18 protein-coding genes are annotated in these 13401 nt (G+C 47.6%); 6 read left to right on the top strand and 12 right to left on the bottom strand.

The window, feature by feature from the left end:
* Positions 1 to 65: 65 nt before the first annotated feature.
* From ACXAJH_RS13215 to pxpB, 5 genes are all read right to left on the bottom strand, one after another.
* The gene (locus ACXAJH_RS13215) at positions 66 to 731 is read right to left on the bottom strand and encodes an O-methyltransferase (RefSeq protein WP_474967567.1); all 666 of its coding nucleotides are present in this window, start codon (positions 729 to 731) and stop codon (positions 66 to 68) included.
* Positions 732 to 825: 94 nt separating this feature from the next.
* Positions 826 to 2016 carry an NRAMP family divalent metal transporter gene (locus ACXAJH_RS13210; protein ID WP_474967568.1) on the bottom strand — a complete coding sequence of 397 codons (1191 nt, stop codon included), beginning with the start codon at positions 2014 to 2016 and terminating at the stop codon, positions 826 to 828.
* Positions 2017 to 2033: 17 nt separating this feature from the next.
* Positions 2034 to 2807 (bottom strand): LamB/YcsF family protein, encoded by a 774-nt coding sequence (locus tag ACXAJH_RS13205; RefSeq protein WP_474994201.1) that lies wholly within the window; start codon positions 2805 to 2807, stop codon positions 2034 to 2036.
* A 12-nt stretch (positions 2808 to 2819) separates the two neighbouring features.
* Positions 2820 to 3821, bottom strand: a complete 1002-nt coding sequence (locus tag ACXAJH_RS13200; RefSeq protein WP_474971960.1) for a 5-oxoprolinase subunit C family protein — start codon at positions 3819 to 3821, stop codon at positions 2820 to 2822.
* On the bottom strand, positions 3818 to 4537 hold the full coding sequence (gene pxpB, locus ACXAJH_RS13195) for a 5-oxoprolinase subunit PxpB (RefSeq protein WP_474971959.1): 720 nt from the start codon (positions 4535 to 4537) through the stop codon (positions 3818 to 3820). Before pxpB ends, ACXAJH_RS13200 begins: the two co-directional genes overlap by 4 nt.
* Before the next feature lie 171 nt (positions 4538 to 4708).
* Here pxpB and ACXAJH_RS13190 point away from each other — a divergent pair, with 171 nt between their 5' ends.
* The 3 genes from ACXAJH_RS13190 to ACXAJH_RS13180 all read left to right on the top strand — a co-directional run bounded on the left by ACXAJH_RS13190 (position 4709) and on the right by ACXAJH_RS13180 (position 5748).
* The gene (locus ACXAJH_RS13190; RefSeq protein WP_474971958.1) at positions 4709 to 5167 is read left to right on the top strand and encodes a DUF2188 domain-containing protein; all 459 of its coding nucleotides are present in this window, start codon (positions 4709 to 4711) and stop codon (positions 5165 to 5167) included.
* Positions 5168 to 5240: 73 nt separating this feature from the next.
* Complete coding sequence (locus ACXAJH_RS13185; protein WP_474967573.1) at positions 5241 to 5453, top strand: DUF2188 domain-containing protein; 213 nt, start codon at positions 5241 to 5243, stop codon at positions 5451 to 5453.
* 100 nt (positions 5454 to 5553) lie between these two features.
* Positions 5554 to 5748 carry a YwbE family protein gene (locus ACXAJH_RS13180; RefSeq protein WP_474971957.1) on the top strand — a complete coding sequence of 65 codons (195 nt, stop codon included), beginning with the start codon at positions 5554 to 5556 and terminating at the stop codon, positions 5746 to 5748.
* 44 nt (positions 5749 to 5792) lie between these two features.
* Here the strand turns inward: ACXAJH_RS13180 and ACXAJH_RS13175 are convergent, their stop codons facing one another.
* From ACXAJH_RS13175 to ACXAJH_RS13165, 3 genes are all read right to left on the bottom strand, one after another.
* The gene (locus ACXAJH_RS13175) at positions 5793 to 6188 is read right to left on the bottom strand and encodes a hypothetical protein (protein WP_474971956.1); all 396 of its coding nucleotides are present in this window, start codon (positions 6186 to 6188) and stop codon (positions 5793 to 5795) included.
* 503 nt (positions 6189 to 6691) lie between these two features.
* A complete protein-coding gene (locus ACXAJH_RS13170; protein ID WP_474967578.1) occupies positions 6692 to 6907 on the bottom strand; it encodes a hypothetical protein in 216 nt (71 codons plus the stop codon).
* Positions 6908 to 7173: 266 nt separating this feature from the next.
* Positions 7174 to 7809, bottom strand: a complete 636-nt coding sequence (locus ACXAJH_RS13165) for a hypothetical protein (RefSeq protein WP_474967579.1) — start codon at positions 7807 to 7809, stop codon at positions 7174 to 7176.
* Positions 7810 to 7993: 184 nt separating this feature from the next.
* On the opposite strand from ACXAJH_RS13165, the gene ACXAJH_RS13160 reads away from it, so the two are divergent.
* A complete protein-coding gene (locus ACXAJH_RS13160; RefSeq protein ID WP_474967580.1) occupies positions 7994 to 8569 on the top strand; it encodes a M15 family metallopeptidase in 576 nt (191 codons plus the stop codon).
* 43 nt (positions 8570 to 8612) lie between these two features.
* Here ACXAJH_RS13160 and ACXAJH_RS13155 read toward each other — a convergent pair whose 3' ends face one another.
* The 4 genes from ACXAJH_RS13155 to mreBH all read right to left on the bottom strand — a co-directional run bounded on the left by ACXAJH_RS13155 (position 8613) and on the right by mreBH (position 11868).
* Positions 8613 to 9533 carry a ketopantoate reductase family protein gene (locus tag ACXAJH_RS13155; protein ID WP_474967581.1) on the bottom strand — a complete coding sequence of 307 codons (921 nt, stop codon included), beginning with the start codon at positions 9531 to 9533 and terminating at the stop codon, positions 8613 to 8615.
* A gap of 18 nt (positions 9534 to 9551) precedes the next feature.
* The gene (locus tag ACXAJH_RS13150; protein ID WP_206934166.1) at positions 9552 to 9920 is read right to left on the bottom strand and encodes a DUF1428 family protein; all 369 of its coding nucleotides are present in this window, start codon (positions 9918 to 9920) and stop codon (positions 9552 to 9554) included.
* Between the two features lie 16 nt (positions 9921 to 9936).
* Entirely contained in the window at positions 9937 to 10242 is a 306-nt protein-coding gene (locus ACXAJH_RS13145) for a hypothetical protein (RefSeq protein WP_474967582.1), read from the bottom strand.
* 618 nt (positions 10243 to 10860) lie between these two features.
* Entirely contained in the window at positions 10861 to 11868 is a 1008-nt protein-coding gene (gene mreBH / locus ACXAJH_RS13140) for a rod-share determining protein MreBH (protein ID WP_027956173.1), read from the bottom strand.
* Between the two features lie 160 nt (positions 11869 to 12028).
* Here mreBH and ACXAJH_RS13135 point away from each other — a divergent pair, with 160 nt between their 5' ends.
* Complete coding sequence (locus tag ACXAJH_RS13135; RefSeq protein WP_474991220.1) at positions 12029 to 12772, top strand: YkgJ family cysteine cluster protein; 744 nt, start codon at positions 12029 to 12031, stop codon at positions 12770 to 12772.
* A complete protein-coding gene (locus ACXAJH_RS13130) occupies positions 12762 to 13397 on the top strand; it encodes an MOSC domain-containing protein (protein WP_474994199.1) in 636 nt (211 codons plus the stop codon). Before ACXAJH_RS13135 ends, ACXAJH_RS13130 begins: the two co-directional genes overlap by 11 nt.
* Positions 13398 to 13401 lie beyond the last annotated feature (4 nt).

The following is a 13401-nucleotide window of genomic DNA, read 5'->3' as shown; positions in this document are numbered from 1 at the left end:
AAAACCTGAAGGATGACCGCTGTCAATCGATCATCTTTCAGGTTTTATAGTTAGGAGAAAGTCCGTTATGATTCGACCACCGCAAGTAGGAAACCGTCATACCCTTTGTTTCCAACTGTCTGGAAGACGGTGCTCTCCAGACGCGGATGATTGTGGAGAAGGTCGAACATCTGCCGGATTCCTTGGATACTTTGGGACTCGCTGTTTTCCTCGAGGATTTTACCGTTCCGAATGACGTTGTCGACCAGGATGGTTGTTCCTGGTTTGGACAGTTTCAATACGTGTTCGATATAGTGGGGATTGTTCTCCTTATCGGCATCGATGAAAATAAAGTCGAAGGGTTCGTCATTCTCGAGCATAGGGAGCGTCTCGAGAGCAGGCCCGACGTGAATGGAGATTTTATCCTTCACACCAGCGTTTTCCATATTGATGGAAGCCGTTTCGGCATGCTTTGGGTTAAACTCAAGAGTGGTGAGCACTCCATTTTCCGGCAGTGCTTTGGCCATCCAGATTGAGCTGTATCCGCCAAGCGTTCCAATTTCCAACACTCTGCGGGCTGCTTTCATTTTGACATAAAGGTAGAGCATTTTTCCCTGCGCAGCGGAGACACCGATGGAAGGCAGGCCTTCTTTTTCATTCAAGTCTGTAATGGAAGCCATTGCCTCATCCTCAGGAATCAGCCGGTCGATGACGTATTCATCTACGTTTGCCCACGTTTCACGTTCGCTCATAACATCCTCTCCTTTTCTTTTTTTGATGCCGCTTCCCAACCGGCAGCTGGTTACAAAGAACGGGCGGAACCCAGTGGACCGCCCGTTTTTCTATTTATTCAAAAAGCTGTGGAATACCTTGAATCAAGGATACACCGCCCATATAAGCCATTGCAATGACAATGAGGGCTCCGAAGATCGTAAGCCAGAGCGGATGTTTGTAATCGCCGACGATTTTTGTTTTATAGGCGGCCACAAGCATGACCCCGAGAGCAATCGGAAGGATCAGACCATTCAAAGACCCGACAAGAATCAGAACTTTGACAGGTTTCCCGATGGAAACAAAGACCGTGGTGGAAATGACAATAAACCCGACGATGAACCACTTGTGGTACTTCTCGATGGTTTTACTGAATGTACGGATGAAGGATACGGACGTATAAGCGGCACCGACTACTGATGTAACAGCGGCCGCCCACATGATAATTCCGAAAATCTTATATCCGACATTTCCTGCTGCGGCCTGGAATACAGAGGCCGGCGGGTTGGATGGATCGAGGGTGACACCGGAAGCGACCACTCCAAGAGAAGCGAGGAAAAGGAAAATCCTCATAACGGAAGCGATTCCGATCGCCGATACGGAGCTTTTCGTTACCTGCCCCAGAGATTCCTGTCCCTTTACACCGGCGTCAAGAAGGCGGTGGCCCCCTGCGAACGTGATATATCCACCGACGGTTCCACCGACAAGCGTGATAATCGCCAGGAAATCAATCGTATCCGGGGCGAATGTTTTGGCAGCCGCCTCCCCGATAGGCGGGTTGGCTGAGAACATAACAAAGATGGTAAGAGCGATCATGATAAAACCGGCAATTTGAGCGAACCGGTCCATCACCTTTCCAGCTTCCCGAACGAGGAAGACGGCGACGGCTACAATACCGCTGAACAGAGCACCCATCTCAGGGGAGATGCCGAAGAGGACATTGGTCCCCAGTCCGGCACCGGCAATGTTACCGATATTAAAAGCGAGACCTCCGGCTACAATGAGAATGGATAAGAAAACGCCGAGACCCGGCAGGAGGCTGTTCGCTATATCCTGTGCCGGTTTTTCCGAAACGGCGATGATCCGCCAGATGTTCAACTGCGCACCAATATCAATGATGATGGATATGAGGATGACAAAACCGAAACTCGCAGCAAGCTGTTCGGTAAAGTGTGTCGTTTGTGTTAGAAATCCCGGACCGATGGCGGAGGTCGCCATAAGGAAAGCGGCCCCTAAGAGGAGACTTCTGGTCGATTGTTGTTTCATGTTGTTCTCCTTTCTACTTATCGTGATAAGACCGATCCGATAGCTTCAAGCTGGATGCCTGATTCCTGGAAAGCCTCCCGTATGTATTTTGCGAAGTCAACAGCGCTTGCGCCGTCCCCGTGGATACAAATCGTTTCGGCTTCGATATCGATATCGATATCTTGAAGCGTTGAGACTTTTCTTTCTTTGACCATGCGAATCACCTGATTCACCGCTTCTTCATGATCGGTAATCAAGGCATTCGGTTCCCGGCGTGAAGTGAGAGAGCCATCCTCCTGATAGGTACGGTCGGAAAAGACTTCACTTGCTGTTTTCAACCCGGCAGCTTTACCTGCGTGGATTAATTCACTGCCGGCCAGCCCAAACAGGATGAGTGAAGCATCCACGTCATGAACTGCTTTGGCAACAGCGTCAGCCAGCGGGCGGTTTTTTGCGGCCATGTTGAAAAGGGCGCCGTGTGGTTTGACATGCTGGAGCTGCCCGCCTTCCGCCTGGACAAACCCTTGAAGCGCACCGACCTGGTAAACGACCATATCATACGCTTCCTCTGGTGAAATCTCCATTGGTCGGCGGCCGAAACCAGCCAGATCCGGAAGGCCCGGGTGTGCACCGATTCCTACACCATACTGGATGGCCATGCGTACGGTTTTCTTCATAATGGATGGATCACCAGCGTGATAGCCGCAGGCGATATTCACGGAAGTCACATAGTTCATCATTTCTTCGTCCCGTCCGATTGTGTAGGACCCAAAGCTTTCTCCCATATCACAGTTCAAATCAACAACGTACATGCGTATTCCCCCTTATTTTAATTTCATTTCAATGCCCCGCGCTAACAGCTTAATATCCTTCTCCTGCTGCAGATACAAGCGCTGAGCTTCCTCATGGGTGATCATCGTAAACGAAAAAGATTCTCCAGGACGCATCTGCGCCAGCCTTGGAAGGTCGACAGAAGCGACTTGAGCGATTTTTGGGTAGCCGCCGGTCGTCTGACGGTCTGCGAGAAGAATAATCGGGTTTCCCTCGGCCGGAACCTGAATCGTCCCGAAGGTTACAGCCTCTGAGAGAAGGTCACGTTCTTCAACTGCTGATAACCGGCATCCGGTCAACCGATAGCCCATCCGGTCCGATTTGGAGTCAATGTTGAATGTCTCACTCGTCAAGCGGCCCCGGCTTTCTTCATCAAACCAATCATATTCCCGCCCCGGCATAATCCGGATTGGATCCTTTGTATATCCATTGTGGTTGAAGTCATGTCCGACGTACCAGGAAGCCTCGTGGAAACTGGAGTCGCCGGCGTCTGATTTCAGCTGCTCCATCACACGCTTGGAGAAGGGAGAAAAAGGAGAAGGTTCAAGAACATCCCCTTTCTCGAGCGGTCGTCCTTGATGTCCGCCGATGCCGGCGCGGATGTAAGTCGACGCGCTGTTCATTGTAATAGGGATATCAAATCCGCCTGCCACAGCCAAATAGGCACGAAATCCGGTCTTTGGTTTTCCAAAACGAAGTTCACTGCCTTGTTTTATGTAAAGAGGTTTCCATGTCCCTACACGTTCTCCGTTAATCATTGGAGTCAGATCGCCGCCGCAGATGGACAGGCAGACGTCCTGCTGGAATTCCAGTACAGGACCCATTAACGTAACTTCAAGAACAGGGGCGTGCTGTTCATTGCCGACCAGAAGATTGGCAATCCGGTAAGCTTCCTGATCCATCACTCCACTGGCAATGACGCCGTGCTTTTGATGTCCGTACCTGCCAAAGTCCTGAATAGTCGTAAGGAGTCCGGGTTTCAATACATGTATCATTCTCCGCCCTCCTTCAGGTTTTCATACTCTTTTTGGGTAATCCTTTTAAATTGAATCCGGTCTCCAGCCTGTAGAAGAGTGGGAGATTCTTCGTTTGATGGATCAAACATTTTCGATGGTGTTCGACCGATCAACTGCCATCCTCCGGGTGTTTCCAAAGGGTAGACGCCTGTCTGGGCGCCGGCAATCCCGACCGTACCGGATGGGATCTTCAAACGAGGATCTTTCCTCCTGGGTGTTGCAATGGCTGGGTCCATACCGCCGATATAGGGGAAACCGGGTGCAAAACCGATCATATAAACCAAGTAGTCTCCGTTCATATGTCTTTCAATGACTTCTTCTTCTGTCAACCCATTCTTCTCAGCCACATAAGCCAGATCCGGACCGAGCTCTCCACCGTAACAGACAGGGATTTCAACCGTCCGGGCCGACCCGGATGCCTTGATTGTTAAAGTGGACAAAAATTGAGACACCTGATGGTGAACCCAATCGTAGGGGAGCTGGTTCTGTGAGGTTTTATGATTGGCTATGTAAAGAGGATCATAAAAAAGTGTCACCGTCGTAAAAGCGGGAATGTACTCGATCATCCATTCCGGCTGCCATTCGTCGAGGCTGCTTGCTGCCGCCTGCACAGTCTGATTGATTTCTTCACTGATTTCGTTTCCGAATTCAATCAAAACCGCCTGATCACCTAAGGGATGCAGGGACCAATCCATACAATAACCTCCTTTATTCCTTGAGTTTTGTCGTAAGGCTGAAAAAATCCTTACCTCTTATCGTAGCCTATTTTAAGGCCGCTTTCAATTTAAGAATCCATTACAGCAAAGGGTTAAAGGATAGGGGTGGAAGGGAATAAAGGAATAAACAAGGAAATGGAGGGATCAAGGATGCCGTGGGATAACGACGATTATCCAAGTTCATTGAAGAATTTGGATACAACGGTCCGGAAAAAGGCCATAGATATCGCCAATGCTATGCTGGACGAAGGGTATGAGGAAGGAAGAGCCCTTCCGATTGCCATTGAACAGGCGAAGGAATGGAGCAGTCATGCGGACGAGGAAGAACGGAAAGAAGTAAAGCAGATGAGTGACAAGGCACTGAGGAGCAGAGAAAAGGGAGAGGATGGAGAGTCGCAAGCGCGTCCGGAATTGATGGACAAAGGCGAACATGTCCTTTCTCACAAGCAGGGCTGGGCTGTCAAAGCGGAGGATGCAGAAAAGCCGTCCAATGTTTATGAAACCAAACAAGAAGCAGTCAACCGGGCAGAAGAAATCGCTGAAAATAAAGGGACGCAGGTGATTATTCATAAGAAGGACGGGACCATTCAGAGGAAACAATCTTTTTAAAATGGAATTTTATGTTTAAAATGGGTGGAAACAGGATATTGTTTTTATACATTAGTTAAAGGAGGAATTCATTGTGGCTGAATCTAAGAACCAGGCAGAACACGTTGTTCCTCATGAGGACGGCTGGGCTGTCAAAGCAGAAGGAGCCGAACAACCGACGAAAATCTACGAGAACAAGCAGGATGCGATCGATCGTGCGAAGGAGATTGCCCAGAACAAAGGGACGTCGGCCATCATTCATACGGAAAAAGGGACCATTCAGAATCAATTCAATTATTCCAGCTGATCAGTGAAAAGCACCCGGATCCGGGTGCTTTTGCTATGTTTTCTTTCCAAGGCCTGTGGTAAGATAAATGGATAATGGTCAGATGGAAGGAAGGATTTCGATGAGTGGAGAAAAACGCAGTGATATCCAGACTGGAGCAGAAGTGGATATCGTTTTGAAACAGGATCAGCGGACAGGAAAGCTGACAAGAGGGAAAGTGAAGGACATTCTTACTAAATCTCCGTCTCATCCGCACGGCATTAAAGTGCGTCTGCAGGATGGACAGGTTGGAAGAGTCAAGCATATTCACGAATAAAAGGCTGACAAGCCAAAAGGTGCCGTCTAAAGACGGCACCTTTTTTATGGATTTGCCAATGCAGAATAATATCGATAAGGCATTTCTATGGTGAAAAAAGCCCCGTCATCATCTTCTTCGGCATGAGCGATTGTATATTCGGTTCCGAAAATTTGTTCCATCGCATAGTCCCCGTTAACAAAAGGCTCACGATCAATGGAGAAACCGGATTGTAAGACTTTATGCCGGTCTTCTTCTGTAAAGCGGCTGATTTCCGTCAATTGGATCATGGGACGAATTAAAGAAGATGCGCCGGGATTTTCTACAATCTCGTAGCTCACTTCCACCTGCACAACGTGCCGTGCTTCACCGAGCATTTCCAAAACGATCGATTTAAATTCTGTAACATCCATAAAGAAGCGTACTTCTTCAGGCTCTATACGGCTTAAGTAATCGGTCATCATCAAAACTCCTTCCCTCTATGGCTATATTACCATGAGAGAAAAGGATTAAACGTCACTCCTATGGAAAAAGCGCACCGGGGAATACCCTCGGTGCGCTTTTGTACTTTCGGAAAATATCTGAAGTTTTTCACCTTGTGTTAGATAAACAAGTCTTCGTGGATAGATTGATCCACGGTATTGCCGCGGTTGTTTAATTCTACATGGTAGTTTTTAAGCAACTTAAACGACGCAATCCCTACCTCTATTGCATCCTTACAGCTCCGAAGCTGATCCAGTGTGATTAAGTCGTATCAAAACGTAGCAGAATGCCAGTCTCATACAAATCACTCTTTCTTTTTCCGAATTGCTCTTTAACGAGCATCAATACCTAGTATAGATTAGAAGTTAATGTATGTCAAATATCGTTTTGAGTATCGTCTACCATGATGTTTAATTGATTTACGATTGAACGGCGGCGTCGGTACATAGATAAGCTTTCCCCAGCTTATTGAAAAATAAACCTAGTCCTTCTGATCAGGCTTCATGTCCTCATCAAATTCTTCTTCCGTAAGTGAATCGTTCTTGGTTTTTTTGTGTTTCTTTTCGTCGTGAGCGAGTTTTTGACGCATTTCTTCGTCGGGGACATTATCCAGCAATTTTTCTTTCTCCAGCTTTTCCTTGAAGCTTTGATCATCCTCTGCCAGACGGTTGTTCTGTTTTTTGTTCTTTTCAGCCATACAGCTGTCCACCTCCATCGATGATTGTATTCTGCTTATCTATTCCTTTTTCTACCATTCCTTAAACGCCTATGACACACTGGACTCTTCAACTTGTAGATTTTCCGCTTTGAAGGACAAAAAGGGAAGCTCTCCTGTGAAATAGAAGACCTTCCCTTTTTAGATAGAGGTTTAATGAAGTTGTGCCTGTCCGACGCAAGCTGTTTATGTGGATCGTGCCATAGACGGCAAATGCCCGCGGACAGGAACGAGCGGGTGCCCACGGTTTATTTGCTGGTGAACTTCTGTTTGATGTTTTGGATAAATGGAATCTGCATGATGTAATCGACAGCGGTGCTGATGATTAATCCGTGAATGATGACGCCGAGGATGGTGAAGATGACAATGATGATATGACCGGCAGCTGTCTCTGGTTCAAATCCGGATTTTCCGAAAAAAGTGAGGGAGAGAACAGCGCTCTGCATCGCATCTGCGTAGGTTTCCAGCTCCTGTTCGTACAAGTTTAGAGGGATAATCAGCAGGAAGATAAGAAGGAAGGTGATTCCAAGGACTCCTGAAAGATGCTGGCGCTTTAGAAAGCGGATAAAAGGCATGGTATAGTACTTTGTCATGGATTTCAGGCGGAGCAGGTGGAGAATCCGGGCGACCCGCGCCACTTGGAAGACTGCATCCAGAGGAACAGCCGCTATAACGATGAAGGGGTTTTTCTTGATGAACTCCCACTTCTTTTCACTGGTTATCAAACGATAAAGAAAGTCGAGGAAAAAAATCGACCACGTGGACCAGACTATGACACTGTTGTAGCCTGTCTGCTGCCATATGGTGGCAATGGACAGAGCGGCAAGGCCGACCATCAACAATTCATAGAGTGTGCGCTTTGGTTTTCTTAGTAGTCGTTTCATGTACATCCTTCTCCCGGCCTGTGTCGAATCTCCTGTTATTATATCATTGCTCCTCATAAATTCGAAAAGAGTTTTTCCTGTCTTCGTCTGCTTTGTTTATGCAAAACATTGGCAGAGTGTGATTCGTTTCGGTGGGGAAGGGTTTGTGGTATTCTCTAGTTAAAGAGAAAGAGGAGAGACATGTGTGCGGATTCTAGTAAACTTTCTGAAGTTCCTTATTGGGATCATCGGAATCGGTCTATTGTTCTTTTATGTGATTCCATATATTGAAAATGAAGCGGGGCCTTCCTTTTTGAAGAAAGAGGATGTGCCAATTCCTGACACCCTTCATCCTGCTGTTCAGGAGAATAAAGGGAAACTTGTCAACCATGCCGAAGAGAAAGGGATTGCTGTCGTCATTACAGATGGTCACCGCTCAGTCGGGGAGCAGGATGCTCTCTATGAGCAGGGAAGGTCCGAAGATGGCAGAATTGTAACCTATGCAGAAGGCGGGGAATCTTATCATAATTACGGTCTTGCCATCGACTTTGCCATTGAAACGAAAGACGGGCGTGTCGTCTGGGATATGAATTATGACGGAAATGACAACGGGGAATCGGATTGGATGGAAGTTGTAGATATAGCTAAGGATCTTGGATTCACGTGGGGAGGGGACTGGGAAAACTTCAAGGATTATCCTCACCTGCAGATGGATTTTGGGTTGTCCATCCGGGAGCTTCAGTACGGCAAGCGTCCGGAAGTCCAAGATTATGCGAAATAAAATACCGCAGCAGGCACCTGGCAGGTGTCCGCTGCGGTATTTGTTATTGCTGGAACGTTTCATAGGGTTTGATCATTCCGAAAACCGTTTCGATGCAGGGGAGGGACAGATTGACTTCACTGCCGAGACGCAGTGCGCCTCCGTGCAGGTGCTCTACTTCCAAAGGCAGGCCTTTCCTGCGGTCCTGGTGCATGGAAGACGTCATATCTTCTCCAAGGCTGCGCAGTTTTTCGAAGCCATTTTGAACGTGTTCCTCTGTCAGGTTAATTTTATGGGCATTTGCCAGTTCTTTCATCTCTGAAAGCATACGCTCGGCAATACGCAGGGTTTGTGGAAAGCTGCGGACAACACCGATGGGTTGATTGACAGCCGTTGTAATTCCTGAAAAAGCTGTAATGAACATGTACTTTTTCCACATATCCTCAAGGATGTTCGGACTTAATGTCCCGGTCATATTTGCCTGATTGCAGGCAAGAGCCAGCTCTTCACAGACGGCCTGCTGGGATGGATGAAGAGGACCGAATACTAAATCATGGAATTCACTTGTATGGACGACATGCCCGGCATCATCCAGGGTGGCTATGATATAAGAAAGCCCGCCGAGGACTGCTTCTTCCCCCAGCTCTTTCTGGAGGATGCTGATGTGTTCCATACCATTGAGGACTGGAAATACTTTGGCTCCTTTTTGGACAAGGGCCTTCAGCCAGTCCATCGTCCCGTGGAGGTGATATCCTTTAACCGCAAGAAACACCAAATCAGGCTCGTGGATTTCCTCTGGACTTCTGGCGATGATGGGAGTGTCCGACTCATAGCTGCCCATTTCGCTATGTATTTGCAAACCATTCTTCTCCAGCTGTTCTGCACGGCCTTCCCGGACGAGGTTGATCACTTCATGACCAGCTTCCTCCCAGCGCGCCCCAAAATAGGCGCCGAGAGCACCTGCACCTAATACAACGATTCTCATCGATCTGCACCTCCGTGATTAATTGGTTTCTGCAACGCGTTCTGTTGTAAAGCTTGATGTAACGACACGGTTCATTTCTACAATATCCTTGATGTTCCCATCCAGATAGTGGATCATATCATCAAAACCGACTTCTTTCATAACATTATGATAGTGCTCTTCACTTTCAAAAACCGATTGGCCGAGGAATAGTTCCTCATTCTCTTCCATTTCCACCAGGTTCAGCAGCCCCATGGAACCTTGTCGTCCTGTTAACTCGCGGGCAAAATAAATGTTGTGCTCAAGGGTCCCGTGATTTTCAAGGATTTCTCCAGACTTTTTGGTGATTTTCAAAAACTTGTCTATATTTCGCTGTTCGACTCTGAAAAAACAAATAATAGTAAACATTGAATGCCCCCTTTAGTTATGCTTTTTTATCTAAACTGGTCGCTCGTCCGGCGTCTATTAATAGGAAAATGGCGGTAACGGAGTGCAGGATCCAGCCGAGAACAGGAATCCACGCAAGGGCACTTGTGATTAACCCGAGTACACTGCCTGCATAAGTCCGATTGTCCCGTACGGCAAAGATCAGAGTAATCAAGTGCGCCACAAACATAAAGAGAAGGGCGTTCCATCCGCTTCCGACTACAAATAATCCCCCGATGAATGGAATAGCAAGAAGTGCCTCACATCCTCCGGTCACCCATTTTAATATTGTTGATAGTTTCATTCGTTAGTCTCCTTTTCACATGTTCTATCCACTTTTTTAACCTTATAGGAAATTTTAAAACCTTTCAATTCATGGAAAGTGAAAAGTAACGGATATTCCTTACTGCCTTATTTCGACATGAACGGGGGAGAGTCCTTTAATTACGCGGATAAAAACCAAGCCTCCCGGGGTTTGATCGGAAGGCTTGGCAGGTTCCCGCTCTCGGGATATAGGGTTTTGAATGGGATGGCTCCGCATTTCTGCGATGTCCAGTTGCAGTGCCCAGTCCCTCGAGGTCATAAGTCAATCACCTCCGTGGAGGAAGATCACTCCACTGCGCTGCTTGTCTTATGCTTGTCGGGACTACCAGGGCACTTCCGCATTTCTGCGATGTCCAGCCTTGCCACCCAGACTCTCGTGACATAAGTCAATCCCTTACGTGAAGAAAGATCACTTCACTGCAGGGCTTGTCTTATGCATGTCGAGTCTATCGGGGTGGCTCCGCATTTCTGCGATGTCCAGCTGCAGTGCCCAGTCCCTCGAGGTCATAAGACAATCACCTCCGTGGAGGAAGATCACTCCACTGCGCTGCTTGTCTTATGCTTGTCGGGACTACCAGGGCACTTCCGCATTTCTGAATTACTTACTGGCTTTTTGTAGTTTCTGGATCATTTTGAGGGAGCGGCCGGTTCCGATGGCTACGGATTCGAGCGGGCTTGGGGCCATGTGTACGGGAACGGAAATTTCGTTGGACAGCCATTCCTGCATGCCGTTCAGGAGCGATCCGCCTCCTGTAAGGATGACACCGTGATCGACAATGTCGCCGCTCAATTCCGGCGGACATTCTTCGAGGGTGGCGCGGATGGTTTCCAGAAGCTGATCGAGCGATTCTTTCAGAGCCTGCTGGATTTCCGTTGATTTCAATTCGATGGTTTTCGGCAGCCCTGTGACCATGTCGCGGCCGCGGACTTCCATCGTTTCTTCCGGATGATCGATCAAGGCATAGCCGATTTCCATTTTAATCTGTTCTGCGGTCCGTTCACCGATCAGGACATTGTAGGCTTTGCGTACGTATTGGATGATTTCCTCATCCATCACATCTCCACCTGTACGGATGGATTTGCAGGAAACGACGCCGCCGAAGGAAATAATCGCAACCTCACTCGTTCCACCGCCGATGTCGACGACAACGTTTGCAATCGGTTCATCTACGGGCAGATCCGCGCCGATCGCTGCAGCAATCGGCTCTTCGATCAGGTGTACATGCTTGGCGCCGTAGCTTTTGACAGCATTGTGAATGGCACGGCGTTCCACAGACGTGGATCCGGATGGCGTACAGATAACGACTGTTGGTTTGCGCATAGATATTCCTGATTTTTTGGAAACTTTTTTCAACAGCTCTTTCAACATTTGTGCCGTCATGTCATAGTCGGCAATAACACCGTCGCGAAGCGGGCGGACAGGAATGATGTTCCGAGGGGTCTTTCCTACCATTTCTTTCGCTTCTTTTCCGACAGCAACAACGTTCTTGGTTTCAGTATTGTAAGCAACGACAGATGGCTCGTTCAGCAGAATTCCTTTAGACTTGGAATAGATAAGTATGTTTGCAGTACCGAGGTCGATACCGATTTCAGCATTTGATAACATTTAGACGTACCTCCAAAGATGACAGATTCTCTTATATGTCTTCTCATATCATAGGAGTTTTATGGGGGTTAAACAACAGGAAATTCGTGGACTCTGCTTATAGTAGGAAAGTCTCTGTGACATGTATAATAAGACTATGGATAGATAGAGGAGTTTGAAAATGAGATTTTTGAAACATGAAGATATTATTAAAAAGTCAGAGCGTATCAACCAATCGTACGAAGTGGACCCGGGATTTTTTGACCAGATTGTAGATGATCTGCTTGATAGTGAAAAAGAGACAGAGGCTGTGATTCTCGAAGGATTTGAACGGCTTTTATCTGAAGTGGACCATGAAATTGAGCGTATGGAGGATTTCGCTTCGATGAAACCGAATTGTTTTATGGGGTGTGCGTTCTGCTGTTATTTTCCAATTGTCCTGACGAAATTGGAAGCGAAGCTGCTTTTCCGGTCCATCGAGCAGTTTTCTGCTGAGCGCAGACAAAGGATATTTGACCATTGGGAGAGTTACTTCCCTGCCCAGGAGAAAAAGCTTCAGGAAGCCCTCGCTATGGATTATGAAGACCCGGATACGAAACTGGCCTACAAGCGTTTGAATCTGCCTTGTCCGATGCTTGATCCGGAAACCCAGCTTTGTATGGCTTATGAAGTACGTCCGATTCCGTGCCGTACGTACTTGAATTACAGCGACCCCCAGGTGTGCGCTGATCATGCCATGCCGAAGGAGCCGTTTAGTTATGAGTTTTTGTATTCCTTTTATTTCACCAGTATGAATGAACTGATTCAGGCGCTCTATGAAAACGGTGAGGATGTGTTTGTTGATTACCCGATGGATGCGTGGCAGTACGATTACCTGCCGGCGTGGATCCAAAAGTACAGGGAAGGGGAGTTTTATGAAGTATAAGCTCTTAACTTTAAATGTCGGCCGGCCGGAAACGTATGAGACGAATAAAGGTGAATTAGAGAGTGCGTATCGCAAAAAGCCGGTTTCCACACCAGCTTTTTTATCGTATTGGAACTTTGAAGGGGACGAGCAGGCTGATAAAAAGAACCATGGAGGGAGAGATAAGGCGGTCTGTCTTTATCCCGCCCAGCATTACAGACATTGGGAAGAGCACTCTGGTCAGTCGTTTGCTTTCCCTTCTTTTGGTGAAAATATAACCGTGGAAGGCGTGTCGGAGGAAGAGGTTCATATTGGAGACATCTTCCAGATGGGGGAAGCTATTCTTCAAATTTCTGAGCCGCGCAAACCTTGTTATATCATCGCCCGTACCCATGGAATTGATGATTTCCCCGCCCAGGTCATGAAAGAAGGGTTTACCGGCTTTTACTTGAGGGTGTTAAAAGAAGGAACCGTGCAGGCCGGGGATTACCTCAGCCTTGTTGAAGCTCATCCTGCCGGGGTGACGGTGGATGATGTGAATCAGCTTCGCTACCACGACAGGGATAATAAAGAGCTTCTAGAAAAGGTCATCCATCTTGAACCTCTTGCAGAAGGGTTGAAAGAGTCTTTGAAAAAACGTCTTTAGGAGG

This window comes from Halobacillus sp. ABD4_316 (genome assembly GCF_056161385.1).
Note: the sequence above shows the minus strand (reverse complement) of the source record. Positions and strands in the feature narration are given on the sequence as shown.